Consider the following 22,350-nt stretch of genomic DNA (forward strand, 5'->3'; position numbering starts at 1 on the left):
TAATGCGTGCGTAGGTATTTAAAAATTGCAAAATGGCGCGCGAATAAACAGCTTCAACAACAGCAACGTAGCTGGCAGCCACATAAAACAAGGCTGGTTGAGCGCATACAAGCGATTTGGTTTAACTTAAGTACCGCACAAAAGCTCTATCTGTTAGCATTAAGCAGCCTGATTGTTCTGCAATCGGGCTGGTTAAGTGCCACCATTACGATCATCGCTCTCGTTATAGAATTTTGGCCCAAATTTAATCAGCTTTGGCATTCACTTGCAGGCAAAGCGTTGATTTTAATCTTCTACGCCAGTATCGCTAACTTTGTATTGGCAGGTGCGAGTGGTATTGTGAACGATGTAACTCATGTCTCATCAACTCACTTTAACTACACACATAACTTTGCCACTCTCTTATATTTACCCCCTTGGGCGATGGGCATTAGCTTAGCGACCCTATTACTATTTCAACTTTTTTTACCTTTCTATATTTTTGCTTTATTACTGATAAAACCATTTGGCTCTGAGCGAATTAAGTTTATAAGCCAAAGCTATTCGCCACTATTAACCGCCATAGTACGCTTCGTACTAGCGTCAGTGGTATTGATCAACCTGATTTCGTTTATTGACGACCAACCGCCTGAAGAAGTACTCGACAACATTGTCAGTACCTTTGCAGATAGTAAAGCCATTGCTAAAGAGTCAGGTGAAGAGCAGCAAAAAGCGGTTGAAGAACTCAGTGAAAAAATAGAACAACAACTACCAGACAGTTCAGAGAAACCACTCACACCAAAGCCTGACGTTAATCTTGACGGTGATGGCGAAACAGCCGAAAACCTACGCCAGTTTTTAGATACCAAAGGCTACTTTGAACGCAGTAAACGCTTAATTGCTATGTTTGCTTACAGCTTTGAGGCGGATAGTTACTCCCGCTGTATAAAAACAGAAAACAGTAAAGCGATTGAACTGAATGATTACGAAATTGTACAAGTAACCCCAGATAACAATGCGGAATATGGCTACCGCTTTGAAGTGATTGCTTGTGACTCACCAGGTATCTTGCCAGTTACTAAATAGCAGACAAAAAAATACCGCAGCAATCAATACTACTCACTTGGCTTACTGCGTTTTTCTCTGATGAAATGAAATATCGAAAGCCCAATAAAGCCAAAGCAAACTAAGGCGATTACTAAGTTGGGTATAAAAATAAGTAACATAGCAGCATCATAGCCGATCTTTGCGAATGCAGCACAAAGGCTACCAATGATAAGTTCAGTTAAGATTAGCTCCCATTCTAATGAGCTATTCGCAGGCACGGTTTTAGCCGCATAATGTTTTACTTTAAAACCCATATCAAAACCTCCAAGCTCCTATTTGCTGTATTCAAACTATCATCAAAAGGCAAAACCACAAAAATAAAATGACTTAAAAGCTTATTTTTCCCTATTAGAATTAGATTTAAAAAGAATATCGATACTCGCAGTAAGTAAAGGCTACGTGATTGCACAGTTGAGCGCTGATGAGGAAGAAAAATGGAAAAAACAGACAAAACTGCTGCACTTATCTGTTTGTTTACAGTATTAATCGTGCTGAGTTTTTAATAAAAAAATACCGCTATTCAGCGGTATTTTTATTTCAATAATTTGTTGAAAAGCTTACGGACGAGGGATAAAACCTACCGCATCGTAAACAGCTTTTAATGTTTTTTCAGCGCGGATACTCGCCTTTTCAGCACCTGATTTCATAATGCTATCAAGTAGTGACTGATCTTCGCGAATTTCTTTAAAGCGCGCTTGGATTGGCTCAATCATACTCACAACAGCTGCTGCAGTGTCTTTTTTCAGATGACCATACATTTTGTCTTCGTATTCAGGTACTAAGTCTTCAATTGAGCGCTTAGTTGCAACTGATAATAAAGTGAGTAAGTTAGATACACCTGGTTTTTCTTCACGGTCAAAGTAGATACGCGCTTGCTCGTCAGAATCTGTGACTGCTTTTTTCAGTTTCTTTTCAATCTTCTTCGGCTCATCTAATAACATGATGTAACCGTTTGGATTTTCATCTGACTTAGACATTTTTTTCAGTGGATCTTGCAAGCTCATTACACGTGCACCAAACTCAGGGATGTATGGTTCAGGTAGTTTGAAAACATCACCGTATAAGTTGTTAAAACGTGTTGCAATATCACGTGTTAACTCAAGATGTTGCTTTTGATCTTCACCCACTGGCACTTGATCAGCCTGATATAACAAGATATCAGCCGCTTGCAGCACTGGGTAAGAGAATAAGCCCACATTTACGTTATTCGCATGCTTTGACGACTTATCTTTAAACTGCGTCATACGGTTAAGCTCACCCATTTGCGCATAACAATTTAACACCCAGCTAAGCTGAGCATGTTCTGGCACTTGAGATTGTACAAATAATGCCGATTTTTCAGGGTCGATGCCACATGCTGCATACAGCGCAATACCGTCAAGCACGCGCGAGCGTAGTTGCTCTGGATCTTGACGTACAGTAATGGCATGTAAATCTACTAACATAAAGAAACTTTCGTGGTCTTCCTGTAGCTTAAGCCACTGGTTAATAGCGCCAACATAGTTGCCTATTGTCATACCACCGGTTGGCTGAATGCCGCTTAACACTACTGGTTTACTCATGATGTTCCTTTATATTTTTACTTAAAAAGACGAATTTAAAATGCACTTACCTTTGGGTAAGAACAGGTATTATATCTAAGAAATTCTCGCAGAGGTACTCTGGATTGAAATCAGCGAGGTTTTCACCTTGGTTATAGCCGTAACCTAGCGCAACAACTTCAATATTAGCTGCTTTGGCAGCCAAAATATCACTTTTTGAATCGCCTATCATAACTACTTTTTCTGGGCTTACATCAAGTTGCTGACATGCAAATTGCAAAGGCTCAGGTGATGGTTTCTTTGCCATATCATCACCACAGACAATCAGCTGAAAATGGCTGGTCAGTGAGAGTTTATCAAGTAACTTCTCAGTAAAACGACGTGCTTTGTTGGTGATCACCACTTTAGGCATACCAGCAAGCGCAGCAAGCCCCGTTTCTACATGCTGATAAAGCGCACTATAGTCACCTACAACTTGGTCATAGTGCTGATAAAACAAATTAATGGCGCGCTCAGCAAGAGCTTCATCTAAATGTTCACTGATTTGCATATCGCCACTCAAACCACGCTTTACAAGCGTTTCTATACCATTTCCTACCCAGCTTTCAACCAGCTTTTGGCTAACAACCGGAAATGCTAGGTCAGTCAGAGTCAGGTTCATCGCTATGTATAAATCATAAACACTGTCGACTAAGGTGCCATCTAAATCAAAAAATGCTGCATCGTACTTCATGAATCAACCTTCGCAAGTTCGTTACGCATTGCATCGATTACCGCTTTATAATCTGGTTGATTGAAAATCGCAGAGCCTGAAACAAACATATCAGCGCCTGCTTTTGCAATTTCAGCAATGTTATCAACACCAACCCCACCATCGACTTCTAAACGAATATTACGGCCTGATTGCTCAATAATTTTACGCGCTTGGCGAAGCTTCTCAAGAGTATGTGGAATAAAGCTTTGGCCACCAAAGCCAGGGTTAACCGACATTAATAACACCACATCGACTTTATCGAGTACATGTTCAAGATAGCTAAGACTGGTTGCAGGGTTGAACACCAAACCAGCTTGGCAGCCACTGTCTTTTATGAGCTGCAAGGTGCGATCAATATGTTCACTGGCTTCAGGATGAAAACTAATAATTGAAGCGCCTGCTTCTGCAAAGTCTGGGATAATACGATCGACTGGTTTTACCATGAGGTGTACATCAATCGGTGCCGTCACGCCGTAGTCACGCAGCGCTTTACAAATCATCGGGCCAAAAGTTAGGTTTGGCACATAGTGGTTATCCATTACATCAAAATGTACAACATCAGCGCCACTTGCGAGTACACGATCAACATCTTCACCTAAGCGAGCAAAATCGGCCGAGAGTATAGACGGGGCTATTAAATACTTTTGTAATGTTTCCAACATGAGAAATTCCATCATAATTTGCGACTGCAAGAAGAGCGCATAATGTAACCCAATAGCTAGCCGATTAAAACACCGCGCTCTTTGTGAGGTAAATAAACACTATGAACGAGCCCATTAAGCTAACTAAACTTAAGTATGAGTAATAAATTATTTAATTTATTCGCATAGTTAGATTTTGACACACAAAAATCAAACATAAAGCTTACCTCAAGACACTAATTTTATTAATTTTTCCTTAAATTCAGCACTAATTAAGTTTGTTATTTGAGCAATTGTTAGGTATGCTTGTTTAAATAACATAAACTAAGGTTATTACCATGCGTGCTTTTAAAACTGGGATCTTAATCGCGTCCGCACTGACTGTTGCTGCTTTTGCACATTCGCTTTCAACTGAGAATGACGACTTTTTATTAACTGCATCAAATTGTCAATGTAACACAACAGGCCTTTCTTCAAGTGCTAATCAATGTATGCAAGCCGAACAAGAAACAGGTTGGTTTTCTTGGCTTACAGGTGATAGCCGCAGCGCACAATTCCATTATTTAGATTTACTAGAATTACTAACAAGTAGTGAAGAATCAAAGAAAGTTAGTAGTTTAGGCTCAAAATTTTAAGCCCAATGAGTAAGTTTTTTAGCGCGTTACAAAGTGTTTTCGCTGCTTTTTTTGGTGTGCAATCAGAAAATAAACGTCAGGCCGATTTCAAAGAGCATTCATTAAGCACGATCATTGCTATTGCTCTTGTGTTATTTAGCTTATTCGTAGCGGCTATTTATTTCACCGTTTCTTTGGTACTAAATACATAGCCATCAACTCATTTACCTTATTCCGCGAGCCACCTTTTGGGCTAATTGTGCGTTTCACCTGAATCTCATCAAGTGCTGCTTGGCTGTATATTTTCCGAGTCCACACTGTATCGTGGTTTGAGATAAGCACAGGGGTGTTATTTTCAAATGCCGTTTGCTCTGCCAGGTTTGCAAGGTTAGCTTGATCATCTAAATTAAAGCCCCCTTTCGCATACGAGGTAAACGAGGCCGTTTTACTCAAAGGCACATAAGGTGGATCGCAATAAACAACCGCATTTTCAGGAATGAGCTTAAATACTTCGTTATAACCTAAGCAAGTAAAGGTTGCTTGCTGTGCCTTTTGCGCAAAAAAGTTCATTTCTTTTTCAGGAAAATATGGGCGCTTATATTTCCCAAAAGGCACATTAAAAATGCCTTTGAGGTTGTAGCGACATAAGCCATTGTAGCCGTGGCGGTTCATGTATAAGAATAAAATAGCACGCTCATACACATCATTACTTTGATTAAACTGAACACGGTACTCATAATAGGCTTCTGGATGATTATTTAATTCAACGAATAGTTTTTTCGCATCACTAATAAACTCATCCGGAGTGCGTTTTAGTTCGGTATATAGGTTGATAAGGTCTGCATTGATATCATTAAGAATGTAATGCTTGAAATCTGTATTTAAGAAAACAGAACCTGCACCAACAAAAGGTTCAACTAAGGTATCAGCGCTCGCGCTCGCTTTTTTTAAACGGGCATGAATATCTTCTACTAAGCTGTATTTTCCACCTGCCCACTTAAGGAAGGCTCTGGTCTTTTGCTGCATCTGCTCTTAACTTCAATTCAGTGTTGCGCGATTCTACACTAATCTGTTTTATTTTACTGATCTAGTGAGGCGATTTCTTGCTTAATTTTACTTATTTTTTTGTAAAAAGGCTGATTTTTACGCACATTATCAGAAAGCTGTAAAGCAGCCTTTTTTGCGTCACCTAAGGTTTCATAACTGCCGGAAGTAACAATCCACCAACGTGTACCATTACGTAGTGCTTGGTATATATGAACTGTATCCTGTAAGTTATTTTCTGTAATAAACTTATCGGTAATCTCTTGTTTAGTCACTGCCAGTAATTGAATAACAAAGCGCCCATCAGGTTCAGCTAAGTACCAGGCATTTCCTGTTAACGTTGCGACATCAGTGGGCTCTGTTAGCTTATCTTGCTCTGCAGATACATCGACTAAATCAGTGGCGATATCATCACTTTCAGTCGTTTCTTGAGGTTCAGCAGGTGCAGGAATAGCTAGACTATCAACAATTGCTGATACGTTATTTTCATGCGATAGCGTAGCAACGGGTTGTTCTTGCTCATTACTTTGTTGCTGAGTGGTTTCAATAGGTGCTTTTTCAAGAGCTTTATCACTTGGTGCTATGATTTTTTCAGCTGGTAGCGCAGTGGCAACCTTTGCTGTTGTATCTTGTTGATAATGTTCTTTCCACCACTCGGTCATATCGGCCTTGTATAAAAAGCCAATTATCAGCAGCATGGTTGTTAGCAGTAATAAGAGTAAGTAGAGTAATTTATAACTTTTTTCTGGTTCACGAATATCAGCGGTATGTTCTTGTGGCTGCCAAGCCAATAAAAGAGCCGGATTGCCCTTAGCTTCTTCAACAAAAGTGCGAAAAACAGGATCTTCTTCAACTGGCAAGTTAGGAAAAAACCAACGCATCAATTGTTTGCTCTCACTCATATTGAGAGCTTCAAGATGAATTTCAACGGCTTGTGTAAACTGCCCTACCGATTGCGAGGCAATTAGGATATAGAGGGTACTGGGGCTTTGCTTTGCGATAAGTTCAAGCTGCTGAACGAGCTCTTCTGATAAGTGACGACCACCATCGATGACCCATAAACAATCGCCACATGGCTGCTGCTTATAGAGCTGATAAAAGTTCTCTGAAAGTGTTAATGAGTGATCGATAAGCGGGTTGCGAAAATTCTGTTCGAGTAAATCAGTAACGAATTGCTGATCCGTCATTTTACCGTTAAGTTGTACAAAAGCTTTATTAAACTCAAGGTACTTATCGGTAATAAAAGTTTCTAATAGATAACTTTTCCCTAAACCAGAAGGACCTAATAAACATATTAGGTTTTGCCCATATTCAAACTGCAGGGCGATTCGATCAACTAGCGCAGCACGGCTAGGCAATATTTGCGATTGCATCAGCGTATAAGTAAATCACAAACCTGCTGATCAGTTACATCACTAACCAGCGCACATTGACCAAATTTTGTAGGAAGAATAAAGCGAATAGTGCCTTTTTTATTTTTCTTGTCTTTGCGCATATGAGCAAGAAACTGCTCGCAAGTCATATCATCTGGCGCTTCCACAGGTAAATCGTATTGAGCAATAACCGCTTCAATACGTTCAACCTCTTGTTGTGATAAATCATTACGCTTGTGTGCTAGCCTTGCCGCCAATACCATACCAGCTGCAACCGCTTCACCGTGTAGCCAATTACCATAACCCATCTGTGCTTCAATCGCATGACCAAACGTATGACCTAGGTTCAATAATGCACGCAAGCCCGCTTCTTTTTCATCTTCAGCAACAATAAGCGCTTTTATTTCGCAGCAACGGTAAATCACGTGTTGTAATGTTTGCTCATCGAGTGCTTTAAGGTTGGCAATATTTTGCTCAAGGTAAGCAAATAATTCTGTATCGTAGATCAGCCCGTACTTAATGACTTCGGCCATACCTGCTGCAAACTCACGCTCAGGCAACGTATGCAAAGATTTAGTATCAATGAACACCGCTTGTGGCTGATAGAAAGCGCCAATCATGTTCTTACCTAACGGATGATTTACCGCTGTTTTACCACCCACCGAGGAATCGACCTGTGATAGTAAGGTTGTTGGTACTTGTATAAACGGCACGCCACGTTGGTAACACGCAGCCACAAAGCCCGTTAAGTCGCCAACCACACCACCACCCAAAGCGATTAAGCAGGTGTCTCGGCCACAGTTATGCTCAAGTAAAAATGCTGAAATCTTTTCAAACCACTCTAGTGACTTATATTGTTCACCATCAGGAATAATAAAAGAGAGCGGATTAAGATCAGCCAACGACCTCATTACATCATCTAAATATAAAGGTGCAATAGTGTCGTTGGTGATAATAACAGGTCGACAATCACCGATATGTTCACGGAGTCGACCTTCGTATTGAAGTGCAGATTGACCAATATAAATAGGATAACTTCGCTCGTCCAAATTAACAGTTAATTCAAGCATCGCTAGTTTCCTTTTATTCTTGGTTTTTAAAAATCTAATTTCTCGATGATTTGATTAGCAACAACTTTTGCGCTTTGTTCATCAGTGCGGACAACAAAATCAGCGACTTCTTTGTATAGCGGTTCGCGTTCTTCAGCTAAGCGCTCTAATACATCGCGCGGTGCTTCTTCTGTTTGCAATAATGGACGACGCTTGTCGCGCTGCGTGCGTGCAACTTGCTTTTCGATCGGTGTTTCAAGGTATACAACAATACCACGAGCAGAAAGCTTATTACGTACTTCTTTACTGATCACAGAACCACCACCGGTTGCAAGAACGATACCTTGCATCTCAGTTAAGTCTGAAATAACAGTTTCTTCACGAAGTCGAAAGCCCTCTTCACCCTCAAGATCGAATACCCAAGCAATATCTGCTCCAGTACGACGCTCGATCTCTTGATCTGAATCGAAAAATTCAAGGTGTAATTGGTCAGCAATGTGACGACCAATTGTGCTTTTGCCAGCCCCCATAGGGCCCACTAGAAATATATTACGTTTCTCAGCCATATCTTTTTAGTACAAACGAACTCTAAAATTTGAAATAAAACCCCGCCTAACGACCTGGCCCCAAAATTAAGGAGGGGATTATCTCAGTAATTGATTGGGTATTTCAAGTCAATTAACATAAAAAGCCATATAACGAGCAATTAAACAGGTTAATTGCTCGTTGATTAAGAAAAAATCACCTAATCGATTTGAATTTTTGGTGTTACGAAGATCAACAACTCTCTTTTTTCATTAAATTCACTGGTGCTTCTAAATAAAACACCTAAGTACGGAATATCACCCAATAGGGGAACTTTCTTTGTTGAATTGACGATTTGCTGTTGGAAAATACCGCCAAGCACAACCGTCTGTCCATTTTCAACTAACACTTGTGTTTGAATCTGTTGGGTATCAATCGCTACAGCAGGTCCTGTTGGTGTCTGAACAGTGTCACCACGTGTATCTTGTGTAATCACAAGATCTAAGATGACTTTGTTATCTGGCGTGATGTGCGGTGTTACTTCTAAGCTTAATACTGCTTTTTTAAAGCTCACCGTTGTTGCACCACTTGATGCCGCTTCAACATAAGGGATCTCAGTACCTTGTTCTATGCGCGCTTTTTGCTGGTTTGCTGTTGTAATACGAGGACTTGCAATAATTTCACCTTTATTTTCTTCCTCAAGCGCTGTCAGCTCCAAATCAATTAAGGTGCCATTTGCAAGTTTTGCTACATGCATACCAATGCTTCCCGCAGGGTTTGAGATTGGTAAATTTACATTGAGTCGGTCAGATAAATTAGGAATAACCCCATTCGAAATCGTCTCTGCACCTTCTAATGTGCCAGCAATCCCATCACTCCCTTGTTGATCACTAAAGCCCCAACGAACGCCTAAGTCCTCTTGAACATTGTCACGTACTGTTACCATACGTGACTCAATCACCACTTGCTTTACCGGAATATCTAAGGTTTCAACCATACGACGAACACTTTCAATACTCTTTGCGGTATCTTTGATTAGCAATGTGTTAGTACGTTTATCAACTGACACACTACCACGCGCAGAAATAATACTATTGGTGTCGGTTTTTAGTAAGTCCGCAAACTCTTCGGCTTTTGCATAATTAAGTCGAATATACTCGCTGTATAGAGGCTCTAAATCTTCGACTTGTTGTTTTGCTTTTAATTCTTTTGCTTCTCGGGCAGCAAGTTCTTCAGATGGCGCAACCATTAAAATAGTGCCATCCATACGTTTGTCTAGACCTTTGACTTTCAACACAACATCTAGCGCTTGGTCCCATGGCACACCTTCTAAGCGTAATGTAATGTTTCCTGTTACAGAGTCACTGGTCACTAAGTTAAACTCATTATATCCAGCAATAATCTGCAAAACGGCGCGAACCGGAATATCTTGGAAGTTTAAGGTCATTGGTCGACCTTGATACTCTATACCACCATCAAGGTAAGCTCGCTGTGAATCATCTTTCTCAACAGTGAGGGTAAAAATATTTTCTATTTGTTGGTGAGTAAATTTAAACGCAGCATTGGGCTCAATGACAACACGGCTCATATTACCTTCTTTAAAGGTTTCGATTGAGCTAACCACAGTGCCAAAATCAAGTACATCTAATTGATAAAGAAGATCATCTAAAATATCTGTGTGGTGAAACTCCGCGACAATTTTCCCACCACTTTCGTGAACATCAATGGCAGCTTGTGTATCTTGCAAAAATACAAGTACACGCCCTTCACCCTTTTCACCACGGCGGAAATCTATCGACTGAATTGTATTGATATAATTATTCTTTGCAGAAAGAGGATCTGCTTCGTCAGATGTTATTGGGTTGTCCGAAACGTGCAAGCTGACTATGTTATCTTTAGCGGTTGTTTTATAAATTTTCAAACGCTCTAAAGATACCGTCACTTTTAGACCTTCTGAAGTCATTGTGCTTGTAACATGCTTTATACCCGCTTGGTTAACGGCCACATCGCGTACATTGTTATCAACACCTACGTCACTGAATAGCATCTCAATACGAGCTGGCGAGTTATACACCTGCACTTTAGGCTCAAAGGTGAGTGCTTCATCAAAGACGAGTTGTAACTGTGTTTCGCCTTTCATTAATGGGTTATAACGTATGTCATATAATAGTGGAGCGGCTACAGCAGCTTGCGCCATAAAAAACGCTAATGCAGCTAATATATATTTATGCATATCATTTAACCAAGTCGTTGCTTTATGCATTTTGTTTTTACTTTTCATACGATTAACTTGCACCATTTGTATTTGCCTCTAACATTTCTAGTTTTGTCAGACGCTCTTTCCAACAACCAGCCCCATCAGGGATTAATTCTAATAATTGTATATAATTGTCATGCACTTCTTTTATTTCGCCATGATACAAACCAAGATAATTACCAACAGTAACCCGATAAAGAGTTTCATCAGCCGCTTTGATCAGTGCCCATGTTTGGCCACTTCGGCCAATTGTTCCTTTCATTGATAAGTTATCAAGTGGGTATTTTTCTAGTGGCTGGCGAACACGATCAGGATCGGGATGTAAGCAGTTTTTTACCTGCACGAGATTATTTTGAATAATTTCCGGCTTAGGCGCTACAAAGGGGCTGCGCATTTTACCCGCACTGTATTCAAAATACTCAAAATTCGCCATTTGTGGAATCGGCTCGACCTTCGGCGTTGTACTTGCTTTAACCTGATCAATAAACTCTTTTTGCTCAGAGGTATCATCGTTACATGCGCTGAGCAATAAACTCATCATGATTACTAAGGGGAGCTGTTTCACTTTTTAGTCCCTCCTTCATAACGGTATGTTTTAGCAACAACACTAAACGTTAACTCATCATTCCCTAAGGTTTGAATAGTAAAATCATGAAGGCTCACAATACGAGGAAGCTGTGCGACTTTACCAACAAAATCACCAAACTCATGATAAGTACCCACAACCTCTATTTTTATTGGTAACTCAGTATAAAATTCTTTTTCTATTTCAGGTAACCAACCAATTTTCAAGAATGTAAGACCGCTGGTTGTTCCCACATAAGATAAGTCATCGAGTAATCCGGGGGTTTCATTTGAGGTCGGTAAGCGCTTCAATAGCTGCGAGAACTTTTCTTCCATATCAATCATTTGTTGACGATATAGTTCTAAATTACTCGCTATAGCGTACTTTTGCTTATAGGTGGTGCGCAATTGGGTTTCTTTCTCAACAGCGGCTTGATAACTCGCTATTTCATCAGACACCAATAAGCTGTAACTAAAGTAAAGTACAATAGCTGCAACAAAGCTACAACACAGAACTTTAACGGCGATAGGCCAATCGCCCATGTTTTCGAGCTCTATTTCATTCCAATCTATTTCTGTTAACGATTTGATATCAAGGTTCATTGCGCGCCTCGCCTATCTTATCAAATGGCTTAACATAAAATTCCATATTAAAGTCACTCAGTAGTCTTGATGTTTGTTCACCTGCAACAATGCCTTGCATGATAGGTCGTTCAAGTAAATAAGAGCCTTGAACTTGGCGTAGCATGGTTGATAAACGGTTATTTGACTCGCTACGACCAACAACATGAATACTGTTACCACGGCGCTCTAATTTAGTTAAGTACACTCCCGCAGGCACTATTTTCGCAACTTCGTCCATAATTTGCGTACCTAGGTTGCGACTGCTTTGTAACTCTTCGATTAAGCGCATGCGTTGTTGTAAGCTTTCTTTCTTTTTATCCAACTCGTTAATTTCGCGAATACGTTGATTCAGTAATGCTATTTCTGTATTCAAAAAATCATTTTTAATATTTTGCCCTTCGCGCAGGCCGCTATAAAAAGAGCTCAGGATGTACATACTCAAAAAGCAGATCACCACAACAGCAAACAAAATAGTGACGAATTTATTTTGTGACTCTTTTCGTTGCTGTTCACGCCAAGGTAGCAGATTTATATGTGGCATGATGAAAAGCTCCTTAATGCTAACCCTGTCGCTATTGCAAATTGCGTACGATGACGTTGTAAAACGTTACGATCTATTTTTGGGGCTATCTCAATATTAGCAAAAGGTTCTGCAACCACTGCATGGATCCCTAATTCTTCAATCAAAAGACGATCTAATCCATCTATCATGGCAGTTCCACCGGTTAAAACAATATAATCGACCTGATCTTTACCACTGGTTGTTAAGAACATTTGCACTGCACGCCTTACTTGCTGTAATAGCGATGTTTGAAATGGTGCAAGTACCTCAAAGGTGTAATTAGGGGGTAAATCACCGGTTGTTTTACCAATTTCGGCTTCATCAAAGCTCTTGTTGTAGTAGCCAACAATGCTATTAGTATACTGGTCGCCACCAAATACTTGGTCACGGGTATATATCGTTTCACCGGCTTGAACAACACTCACCAACATCAATACGGCGCCAATATCAACGACGGCTACACACTTGTTAAAGGCATCACTTGGTAGCTGCTGATAGTAGATGTCCATAGCACGGCTCAATGCGTAGCTTTCAACATCAACAACTTTTGCTTTTAGATTAGCTGTTTCAAGCGCACTCACTCGTGCCTCGACACTTTCAGTTCGCGCAGCAGAAAGTAAAACATTCACTTTGCTTGGATCAGCCTCATTGATTGAAAGTTTTTCAAAATCAATATTCACTTCATCAAGGGGATAAGGGATAAGGCTATCTGCTTCGATGGCTATTTGTGACTCTAATTCAGCATCAGTTAATGATACATCCATAAAAATGACTTTCGTGATCACGGTTTGTCCAGACACGGCTACGGCCGCGGACTGAACTGATTTGGGTAGTTTCTTTTTTAATTTAGTAATCACATTGCCAATTGCTTCAATATCTTGAATTGATCGTTCAGATATTGCACCTTTGGGCATAGGTTCTATCGCTAAAGCCTCAAGTCGCAAACCTGCGTCTGTTTTCTGCAACAACACCGCTTTGATACAATGCGATCCAATGTCGATCCCTACCATCATAGATGAAGGCTTTTTAAATAGCTGACTTAACATGTTTGCAACTTGGCCTTTGTTTTAATAATAAACAAGTTATAATTTTTTTCTGAAAAAATATTATTCATTTTTTAATCAATATATACTAGCAGTCTCCGATTCTAATTGGGAGTCTATTTAGGGAAAATATAAGTGATTTTATTAAAGAGAACTTTACAATTTATTATCATCTGCTCGTTTTTAGGCCTTATTACTTTAGTCGGTCTATACTATTACGTTAAACCTGACATTCCTAGCGTTCAGGTATTAAAAGACGTTCAGTTACAGACACCTATGCAGGTTTTTTCTCGGGACGGCTTATTGATTAATCAATTTGGTGAAAAACGACGTATTCCCGTCACGATAGATCAAATACCACAACCACTCATTGATGCGATCTTAGCAACTGAAGACAACCGTTTTTACGAACATATAGGAATTGATCCTATTGGTATTGTTCGTTCTGCCATTGTACTCATTTCCACAGGTGAAAAGAAACAAGGCGCAAGCACTATAACTATGCAGTTAGCTCGTAACTTTTTCTTAACTCGAGAAAAAGCGTATATTCGTAAGGTCAAAGAGATCTTTATCGCCCTGCATATTGAAAGTATTCTTAGTAAAGATGAAATTCTTGAGCTGTACTTAAATAAAATTGAGCTTGGAAATCGCGCTTTTGGTATCGGTGCCGCCGCTCAAGTTTATTATGGCAAAGACCTAAACGAGTTAACCCTTGCGCAAATGGCGATGATTGCAGGCTTACCAAAAGCCCCTTCTGCTTTAAACCCTATCAGAAACCCTGTACGTGCTAAAGCACGCCGAAACGTAGTGCTTGGCCGTATGTATACAGAAAAATACATTACACAAGCACAGTATGATGAAGCAACCAGCGCACCAATCACGGCTAAGTTTCACGGTGCTGAAATTGATGTATACGCGCCCTATATTTCTGAAATGGTACGTGCAGAAATGGTCGCGCGTTTTGGTCATGAACGCGCTTACAATACTGGCTTTAGGGTATTTACAAGTATCGACTCTGAGATACAGCAGGCCGCACAAGATGCTTTAGTCAATAACCTCCATGCCTATGATATGCGCCATGGCTTTCGAGGTGCAACAGCTCAACTATGGGATAGTGAAACAGAAAGTCCACTTAATAAAGACGCGATTTTAGAAAAGCTAAAAGACGTCAAAGAGTTTGGTCCACTATTAACGGGTGTCGTTACACAAGTTGCAGAACAATCAATTCAAGTATTGCTTAAAAATGGTGAACAGGTAACGGTTGAATGGGATGGCTTAAAATGGGCGCGAAAATATATCACCCGCTATAGACAGAGCTTTCCGCCAAAAACAGCTGCTGAAATCCTCACAGCTGGTGCACAGATATGGCTTCGTAAAAACGCTGATGACAGCTACATTTTGAGCCAAATACCAGAGGCATCAAGTGCCCTCGTATCGCTCGACCCACAAGATGGCCGTATTAAGGCTATCGTTGGGGGCTACAGCTTTGAGCAAAGTCAATACAACCGTGCTGTTCAAGCAAAACGTCAAGTGGGTTCAAATATTAAGCCGTTTATCTATTCTGCGGCACTAGAAAATGGCTACACATTGGCATCTATTTTAAATGATGCGCCAATAAATCAGTGGGATAAAAGTCAAGGTGTTGCATGGCGTCCAAAGAACAGCCCTGCGGTGTATAACGGTCCTATTCGTATCCGCCGCGCCCTTGCACAATCTAAAAACGTGATCTCTGTAAGATTACTACGCGGTGTTGGCTTACAACGCACCGCAGACCACCTACTTAAATTTGGCTTTTTGAATAGCGATATTAATCGCAGTGAATCCCTTGCATTAGGTAGTGCTTCAATCACACCGCTTGAACTGGCAAGAGGGATGAGTAGCTTTGCAAATGGTGGACACCTTATCACCCCGTATTTTATTACTGAAATACAGGACTCTTCTGGCAATACGATATTTAAAACACAGCCAGAGCTTGCGTGTGACACGCCTGAGCCAGCATCATTTACTAGTTATACAGCCGACAGTGACCAGGTAAATTCAGTACAATCGGATACTGCGCCGCGTTGTGCACCGCGTATCATTTCAAAGCAAAATGCTTTCTTAATTTCACAAGCGATGCATAGCGCAGTTTGGGGTGGCGGTAGTTGGACCCACAAAACGGGCTGGAGTGGTACAGGCTGGCGAGCTCAAGCACTCGAGCGCCGTGATCTTTCGGGTAAAACCGGTACAACCAATGACTCTGTTGATACTTGGTTTAGTGGCTTTAACCGTAACGTGATGACCTCAGTGTGGGTTGGCTTCGATAATCCTGGTAACCCACTCGGCCGTTCAACCTACAATAATAATCTAGATAAATCACAAATATCGGGGGCAGAATCAGGTGCTAAAACGGCTCAACCAGCTTGGGTTGATTTTATGCGTGTCGCGCTCGATGGCATGCCTGAGGCACCTATTGAGTTACCTGAAGGACTGGTGTCTGTTCGTATTGACTTAGCAACGGGCTTGCTTAGTCATAAAAATGATTATACCAGCCGCTTTGAGTACTTTATTAAGGGCACAGCACCTACAAAATATGTACTCGATCAGCCAACGGATATATTCGAAGAAAATCTTTCAACAGAAGAAGAGCTATTTTAGCTAATTGAGTGTAATAAAAAGACCCCCAGTAATTGGAATGTCCAACTATTGGGGGTCACTTCATTTGACGGTTTTTTTATTACACGATAAACAAGGTTTATTTTAGGTTGTTTACCAACCAATACAAATCAGAATGAACGCCTGCCGCAGTCACTTCTTTTCCTGCACCAGGGCCTTGGATTACCAAAGCGTTATCGGTATACCACTGTGAGTTAATAACAAAGATATTGTCACCGGGCTTAAGGCTTGCCAGCACATCGTCTTTTGCGACATTAACTAGGCCAACTTCAGCCTTCACTTTACCATTAGTAATGGTAATCGCACCGGTATAGCGAACAAGTTTATTTTCGACTTGTGCTTGTTCAGCTTTTGCCGTCATAAATTCATCAAGTAAATGCTTATTTGCTAAGAAATCTTGCCAGCTACCCGCAGCCAACTCTTCAGGCATTAATGGAGTTAAAGCGATATCATCAAGCTCTAAATCAAGACCGAGATCACGTGCTAAAATAAGCAGCTTACGTTGCATATCTCGACCCGATAAATCTTCACGAGGATCAGGCTCTGTATAACCCATTTGCTGCGCTTGTAGGACTAAATCAGAAAACGGCACGCTGCCATCATAACTGCTGCATAACCACGACAGAGTACCCGAAAAAACGCCTTCAATACGGTTAATTTTATCACCACTGTTTTGCAGATCAGCAAGTGCAAAGTTGATAGGCAAACCTGCACCAACACTGGTGTTATAACGCCATAATAAATTACGCTCAGCTAAATTAGTGCGTAAGTTTTGATACCAACTATTAGCTGCAGTACCAGCATATTTATTAGCACTGATCAGGTGGCAGTTAAGCTCAACAAAATCAGGGTATAAGAGGCTAAACGCTTCACTAGCTGTGATATCTACGATCACTTTGTGCTCATAATCAAGTTCACTAATACGTGTTAGTAGCTCTTCTTTTTCGTAGTTTTGCGCTTCATTTTGCCACTGCTCTTGCCACATCTCAGTGTTTAAACCACTAGCACTAAACAGCATTTGCTTAGAGCGAAGTAAAGCGACCACTTTCACTTCATAGTGCTCTGAAAGGCGTTTTAGCTGCGCTTGTAGTTGTGTCAGGAATACCTCTCCCACATTACCCAGCCCAGCAACAATCACAGCCAACTCTTGGCCTTTATTAATTAACTTGTCGTGTAGTAAGGTCAACACGTCACTATCAATCGCTTGGTCTTTTAAAACTAACACGTAGTTTTCATCTTGCTGTACAAAGCGTGTGTTGATACTTTGCTCTTTTAATAACGCCGTTGTTTGCTCTGCGAGTGAGCTAATATCACTGCTTGGCGCTACCACTGCACAACCACTTAAATTTGACTCAACAATATTGGCACGCCCTGCAAGGTAACTTACAACTTGATGTGTACACGAGCCTGGCACTAATAGATACGTATCGCCGGCTTTCACAAAGTGATGCAGGCTATGCTGAATCAACTGGCTCAACTCACCCACTTCGCCACTACTTAATTTATCAACACGAAGTAAGTCAATGTTATCAAGGGTCGTAATAAAACGTTTAGCTTTACTGTACCCCTCTTTTACAACCTCTGTTGGGCTTGCCTCACAGTCAAAGCTGCTTCTTACAACGAGTTTAATGTCGCTACCTTTTAGCGGCGACAATGTCTTAGCATGCAATACAGGGTTACCTAAGCGGGCTAACAAATTCGCTTGTTCGCGGCATACCTTGTTATATTTAACAGCATTTTTAACTTTGCGAGGATCTGTACTAAATACACCTTGTGTATCAGTCCAAATTGATACCTGCTTTGCAAAGGTATAACTAGCCAGTAGTGTGGCACTGTAGTCACTGCCATTTCGCCCTAGCGTTACGGTATTGCCTTGGCAATCAGCGGCAATAAACCCTGTTACAACATTGATCTGGTTATGGCTGATTAACTCACTGCAACTTTGCTGATTTTTTTGATGTAACAATTGACCATCATGCAAAGTAAAGAGTTGTCTTGCATCAACATCTTTAGATTCTAAACCGAGTTGATTTAAATAGGCTGCAAGTAATCGAGCAGACCAAACTTCACCATGAGCAAGTAAAGGTGCTTCTTGTAATTGTTGCTGGGCAATTAACTCTGTCAGTGATGCTAATTCATCTTTTAGTTTAGCTAATGCATGCTGCTTACTCTGCGACACTAATAGCTGCTCGATTAGTGCACGCTGATTATTATCAATAAGCAATAAAATATCACTCACAGCTTGATTATCATTTTGTTGATAGCTCTGCCAGAGCTTTACAAGTGTGTCTGTCGTTTTCCCAGAGGCTGATACAACAACACAATCGCCTTGCTCAGTGTTCGCCAACACAATGTTCGCAACTGCTTGATACCGCTCGGCCGAGCTTAGGCTCGAACCACCAAATTTATGAACAATATTAACCATTTCTTCTACCACAATGCCGTATGTGCAGGCGTTAACTTAAACGATGTATTTTGCTGACTAGTTGACTGTACTTGAGCACCTTTAGGTTGGCTCGCTTGTAAGCCTTCGCCTGGTTTAACTTGATTGAAAACACGCTCAAGATCAGCAATTAGGTCGTTAATATCTTCAATACCGACAGAAATACGAATGAGTGTATCGCCCACACCTGCCTCAAGGCGTGCTTTAGGTTCCATGCCAGCATGAGTCATTGTTGCGGGATGACAAATAAGACTCTCAACTCCACCTAATGACTCTGCAAGACTAAACTCTTTTAAGCTTGTTAAAAACGCAGCAGCGTCGTTAATATCACCTTTAATATCAAAGCTCACCATGCCACCAAAGCCACGTTGCTGTGCTTTAGCGAGCTCATGCTGAGGGTGAGAAGCAAGACCTGGGTAATAAACCTGACTAACAAAAGGCGAATTTTCTAAATACTGAGCGATTGCAAACGCATTCTCTTGATGTTGTTTTAAACGCACATTTAATGTTCGTAAACCACGAAGGGTTAAATAACTGTCAAATGGTGCACCTGTGATACCAATGTTATTTGCCCACCAAGCGAGTTCATCACCAAGCTCTTGTGTTGCAGCAATCACTGCACCACCCACTACATCTGAGTGACCATTAATATACTTAGTCGTTGAATGTACGACGATATCTACACCAAACTGAATTGGATTTTGTAGTGCTGGTGATAAGAACGTATTATCAGCAGCAACTAAGGCGCCACATTGCTTAGCAACCGAAGTGATTGCTTTTATATCAGTTAAACGCAAAATTGGATTACTGGGTGTCTCTATCCAGATAAGCTTTGGTTTGATTGCTAAAATTTCTTGATGATTGTCAGCTTTAGTTAAATCCAACACCTTTAACTTCAATAAACCACGTTTTTCTAATGACGTGAACAAACGGTAACTACCGCCATAACAGTCATGTGGGATCACTAAAGTATCGTCACTGTTTAATAGCTGCGTCGCTAAATGCACAGCTGACATACCTGTTGCAGTAATAATACCTTTTGCACCACCTTCAAGTTCAGCCAATGTTTCAGCTAAGATATCTCGATTTGGATTACCACTGCGTCCGTAGTCATATTGACGTTTAGTATCAAAATCAGCAAATGAATAGGTGGTTGATAAATAGATAGGTGGAACGACAGCACCATGATGTTTATCAGCTTCGATACCATGACGAACAGCTATCGTCGCTTTATTTTTTTCACTCATTTCATCACCTATTCATTGATTGGATGTTTAGACGTCTAAAAGGTTAGATGATCAATTATAAGAAGTCAAAGCATTTGTGACTCACACATGGAAGTTTATACATTTACACTACTAGATGGCTAAATAACTAGTATTTGACTATCTTTTTTAAAGAGATAAAATTTCCGCATCTTTGCGCTGTGAAAAAGGCGTAAGCTACTTATAACCGAGGCAACGAAATAACTTATGGCTAAATGGAACGGTGAATACATTCACCCATACGCAGAACACGGTAAAAAATCAGAACAAGTTAAAAAAATTACCGTATCAATTCCGCTCAATGTACTAAAAGTATTAACAGATGAACGCACACGTCGTCAGATCAATAATCTGCGACACGCGACAAACAGTGAACTTCTATGCGAAGCCTTTCTACATGCTTTTACAGGTCAGCCATTACCAAATGATGACGACTTACGCAAAGACAACCCTGAAAAAGTCCCTGAAGAAGTTAAAAAGATCATGCTAGAAATGGGATTAGATATCCCTGTACTTGATTCTGAATAAGCCATCGGATAAACGCCGATTCACAAGCATAAAAAAACTCAGCAAAGGCTGAGTTTTTTATTCGCGTTAAACTAGTTCGCTTAATTAAACTTAACGCATGTAATCTTCTGGCATTTCAATTTGCGCAACGCCCGATTCAACTGCCGCTTCTGCAACAGCACGTGCGATACGTGGTAATAAACGCGGGTCCATTGGTTTCGGAATGATATACTCGGCACCAAACTCAAGTGATTCAACGCCAGCCGCTTTTAATACTTCGCTTGGTACTGGCTCTTTGGCAATACCACGAATAGCATGTACAGCTGCAATTTTCATTTCATCATTAATTGCCGTTGCACGCACATCAAGCGCACCACGGAAAATAAACGGGAAACAAAGCACGTTATTTACTTGGTTAGGAAAATCTGAACGACCCGTTGCCATAATTAAATCATTGCGCGCACTGTGTGCAACTTCTGGAGCAATCTCAGGATCTGGGTTTGAACACGCAAACACAACTGGTTTGTCTGCCATTAGCTTTAAGTCATCCGCCGTCAATAGATCTGGCCCAGATACACCTACAAAGACATCCGCATCAGCAATAACGTCTTGTAATGTACGTTTATCAGTGTTGTTAGCAAATAACTGCTTATATTCGTTTAAATCATCGCGGCGAGTATGGATCACACCTTTACGGTCAAGCATATAGATATGCTCACGTAATGCACCACACTTAATTAACAGCTCCATACAAGCAACAGCTGCCGCACCAGCACCTAAACATACGATAATGGCATCTTCGATATCTTTGCCTTGTACTTCAAGGGCATTAAGCATACCGGCAGCAGTAACAATAGCTGTACCATGTTGGTCATCGTGGAAAACTGGAATATCGCAGCGCTCGATAAGCGCTTTTTCAATTTCAAAACACTCTGGTGCTTTAATATCTTCTAGGTTGATGCCGCCAAACGTATCAGCGATGTTTGCAACCGTATTGATGAAATCTTCTGTAGTGCGATGTTTTACTTCAATATCAATTGAATCAAGGCCAGCAAAACGTTTGAATAATAAGGCTTTACCTTCCATGACAGGTTTTGATGCAAGAGGGCCTAGGTTACCTAAACCTAAAATTGCGGTACCGTTTGAAATAACCGCAACCATGTTACCTTTACCAGTATATTTGTAAGCATTTGCTGGGTCAGCAGCGATTTCACGAACCGGTTCAGCCACACCTGGGCTATAAGCTAAAGCGAGATCGTTAACCGTTTCGGCCGGCTTGGTTAATTCAACACTAATTTTACCTGGAACGGGGTGAGCGTGGTAATGTAATGCTTGTTCACGGAAATCTGACATAACGCGATAGTATCCTGCAAAAAAGTTAAAAAGTGAGAGAGCTTGCATCAGTACGATACCTGTAATGTATAAAAATTCCAAGTATTATCAGGTCTATCCTGTTATATGCTATATCGCTTAATTTTAAAGGATTTACCCACAACTTCTGTGCATAGTTGCGATTAATCAGACATAAAAATTCACCTATTTATGACCTTTTAAGCACCTGTTTTTGTATTTTATATGCACGAACACTGCAAATAGCCGAAATTAGTTCCAAACAACCATTTCGACGACATTACCAGCATTTACTTACAAAGTTATTTAAATTTATTACTTTTTATAACTTTTAGAATCATTTATACATCTAAGAATATAGCGAAGGGATTGCACTTTGTCTGCAAAATTAGCGACATAATGAGCATAACAAGCAAAAATAGCTATATAGGAAGTGAGTGAAAATAACAGGTT

General features: G+C 40.6%; 21 protein-coding genes. 5 read left to right on the forward strand and 16 right to left on the reverse strand.

Translation table 11 applies throughout. The features are described from left to right. The first annotated feature begins 6 nt into the window (after nucleotides 1-6). Complete coding sequence (locus L3V38_RS13700) at nucleotides 7-1,065, forward strand: hypothetical protein (protein ID WP_237119766.1); 1,059 nt, start codon at nucleotides 7-9, stop codon at nucleotides 1,063-1,065. Between the two features lie 29 nt (nucleotides 1,066-1,094). Here L3V38_RS13700 and L3V38_RS13705 read toward each other — a convergent pair whose 3' ends face one another. The 4 genes from L3V38_RS13705 to rpe form a co-directional block, all read right to left on the reverse strand. Beyond that, entirely contained in the window at nucleotides 1,095-1,340 is a 246-nt protein-coding gene (locus L3V38_RS13705) for a hypothetical protein (protein ID WP_130151675.1), read from the reverse strand. 303 nt (nucleotides 1,341-1,643) lie between these two features. Then, complete coding sequence (gene trpS, locus L3V38_RS13710) at nucleotides 1,644-2,648, reverse strand: tryptophan--tRNA ligase (RefSeq protein ID WP_130151674.1); 1,005 nt, start codon at nucleotides 2,646-2,648, stop codon at nucleotides 1,644-1,646. A 46-nt stretch (nucleotides 2,649-2,694) separates the two neighbouring features. Next, nucleotides 2,695-3,360, reverse strand: coding sequence for a phosphoglycolate phosphatase (locus L3V38_RS13715; RefSeq protein WP_237119767.1), 666 nt, complete (start codon nucleotides 3,358-3,360; stop codon nucleotides 2,695-2,697). Next, a complete protein-coding gene (gene rpe / locus L3V38_RS13720; RefSeq protein ID WP_237119768.1) occupies nucleotides 3,357-4,043 on the reverse strand; it encodes a ribulose-phosphate 3-epimerase in 687 nt (228 codons plus the stop codon). Before rpe ends, L3V38_RS13715 begins: the two co-directional genes overlap by 4 nt. Nucleotides 4,044-4,360: 317 nt before the next feature. Between rpe and L3V38_RS13725 the strand changes: the two genes are divergently transcribed. Both L3V38_RS13725 and L3V38_RS13730 read left to right on the forward strand, forming a co-directional pair. Next, nucleotides 4,361-4,657, forward strand: coding sequence for a hypothetical protein (locus L3V38_RS13725; RefSeq protein WP_237119769.1), 297 nt, complete (start codon nucleotides 4,361-4,363; stop codon nucleotides 4,655-4,657). 5 nt (nucleotides 4,658-4,662) lie between these two features. Then, nucleotides 4,663-4,848, forward strand: a complete 186-nt coding sequence (locus L3V38_RS13730; protein WP_237119770.1) for a DUF2970 domain-containing protein — start codon at nucleotides 4,663-4,665, stop codon at nucleotides 4,846-4,848. Here the strand turns inward: L3V38_RS13730 and L3V38_RS13735 are convergent. The 9 genes from L3V38_RS13735 to L3V38_RS13775 all read right to left on the reverse strand — a co-directional run bounded on the left by L3V38_RS13735 (nucleotide 4,820) and on the right by L3V38_RS13775 (nucleotide 13,680). Continuing rightward, entirely contained in the window at nucleotides 4,820-5,662 is an 843-nt protein-coding gene (locus L3V38_RS13735; protein WP_237119771.1) for a Dam family site-specific DNA-(adenine-N6)-methyltransferase, read from the reverse strand. The two genes, L3V38_RS13730 and L3V38_RS13735, sit on opposite strands and share 29 nt — an antisense overlap. 53 nt (nucleotides 5,663-5,715) lie before the next feature. Next, a complete protein-coding gene (locus tag L3V38_RS13740; protein ID WP_130151668.1) occupies nucleotides 5,716-7,053 on the reverse strand; it encodes an AAA family ATPase in 1,338 nt (445 codons plus the stop codon). Continuing rightward, a complete protein-coding gene (aroB, locus tag L3V38_RS13745) occupies nucleotides 7,053-8,123 on the reverse strand; it encodes a 3-dehydroquinate synthase (protein WP_237119772.1) in 1,071 nt (356 codons plus the stop codon). The genes L3V38_RS13740 and aroB overlap by 1 nt, the downstream gene beginning before the upstream one ends. A 26-nt stretch (nucleotides 8,124-8,149) precedes the next feature. Further along, complete coding sequence (aroK, locus tag L3V38_RS13750) at nucleotides 8,150-8,668, reverse strand: shikimate kinase AroK (protein WP_036973192.1); 519 nt, start codon at nucleotides 8,666-8,668, stop codon at nucleotides 8,150-8,152. Between the two features lie 179 nt (nucleotides 8,669-8,847). Continuing rightward, nucleotides 8,848-10,926, reverse strand: coding sequence for a type IV pilus secretin PilQ family protein (locus L3V38_RS13755; RefSeq protein ID WP_130151666.1), 2,079 nt, complete (start codon nucleotides 10,924-10,926; stop codon nucleotides 8,848-8,850). After that, nucleotides 10,913-11,449: a pilus assembly protein PilP gene (locus L3V38_RS13760; RefSeq protein ID WP_237119773.1), complete on the reverse strand. Its 537-nt coding sequence runs from the start codon at nucleotides 11,447-11,449 to the stop codon at nucleotides 10,913-10,915. Before L3V38_RS13760 ends, L3V38_RS13755 begins: the two co-directional genes overlap by 14 nt. Continuing rightward, nucleotides 11,446-12,051: a type 4a pilus biogenesis protein PilO gene (locus L3V38_RS13765; RefSeq protein ID WP_062567301.1), complete on the reverse strand. Its 606-nt coding sequence runs from the start codon at nucleotides 12,049-12,051 to the stop codon at nucleotides 11,446-11,448. Before L3V38_RS13765 ends, L3V38_RS13760 begins: the two co-directional genes overlap by 4 nt. Further along, entirely contained in the window at nucleotides 12,041-12,613 is a 573-nt protein-coding gene (locus tag L3V38_RS13770) for a PilN domain-containing protein (protein WP_130151665.1), read from the reverse strand. Before L3V38_RS13770 ends, L3V38_RS13765 begins: the two co-directional genes overlap by 11 nt. Then, nucleotides 12,601-13,680 carry a pilus assembly protein PilM gene (locus tag L3V38_RS13775; protein ID WP_237119774.1) on the reverse strand — a complete coding sequence of 360 codons (1,080 nt, stop codon included), beginning with the start codon at nucleotides 13,678-13,680 and terminating at the stop codon, nucleotides 12,601-12,603. Before L3V38_RS13775 ends, L3V38_RS13770 begins: the two co-directional genes overlap by 13 nt. Nucleotides 13,681-13,812: 132 nt before the next feature. On the opposite strand from L3V38_RS13775, the gene L3V38_RS13780 reads away from it, so the two are divergent. Next, nucleotides 13,813-16,314 (forward strand): PBP1A family penicillin-binding protein, encoded by a 2,502-nt coding sequence (locus L3V38_RS13780; protein ID WP_237119775.1) that lies wholly within the window; start codon nucleotides 13,813-13,815, stop codon nucleotides 16,312-16,314. Nucleotides 16,315-16,411: 97 nt separating this feature from the next. On the opposite strand, the gene metL is transcribed toward L3V38_RS13780, so the two are convergent. Then, complete coding sequence (gene metL / locus L3V38_RS13785) at nucleotides 16,412-18,757, reverse strand: bifunctional aspartate kinase/homoserine dehydrogenase II (RefSeq protein ID WP_237119776.1); 2,346 nt, start codon at nucleotides 18,755-18,757, stop codon at nucleotides 16,412-16,414. A 5-nt stretch (nucleotides 18,758-18,762) separates the two neighbouring features. Continuing rightward, a complete protein-coding gene (gene metB, locus L3V38_RS13790; RefSeq protein WP_130151661.1) occupies nucleotides 18,763-20,022 on the reverse strand; it encodes a cystathionine gamma-synthase in 1,260 nt (419 codons plus the stop codon). A gap of 225 nt (nucleotides 20,023-20,247) precedes the next feature. On the opposite strand from metB, the gene metJ reads away from it, so the two are divergent. Then, the gene (metJ, locus tag L3V38_RS13795) at nucleotides 20,248-20,568 is read left to right on the forward strand and encodes a met regulon transcriptional regulator MetJ (protein WP_062567295.1); all 321 of its coding nucleotides are present in this window, start codon (nucleotides 20,248-20,250) and stop codon (nucleotides 20,566-20,568) included. 90 nt (nucleotides 20,569-20,658) lie between these two features. Here metJ and L3V38_RS13800 read toward each other — a convergent pair whose 3' ends face one another. Further along, nucleotides 20,659-21,900 carry a malic enzyme-like NAD(P)-binding protein gene (locus L3V38_RS13800; RefSeq protein ID WP_237119777.1) on the reverse strand — a complete coding sequence of 414 codons (1,242 nt, stop codon included), beginning with the start codon at nucleotides 21,898-21,900 and terminating at the stop codon, nucleotides 20,659-20,661. Between the last annotated feature and the right edge of the window lie 450 nt (nucleotides 21,901-22,350).

It is taken from the genome of Pseudoalteromonas sp. L1 (assembly GCF_021728095.1).
Lineage (GTDB): Bacteria > Pseudomonadota > Gammaproteobacteria > Enterobacterales > Alteromonadaceae > Pseudoalteromonas.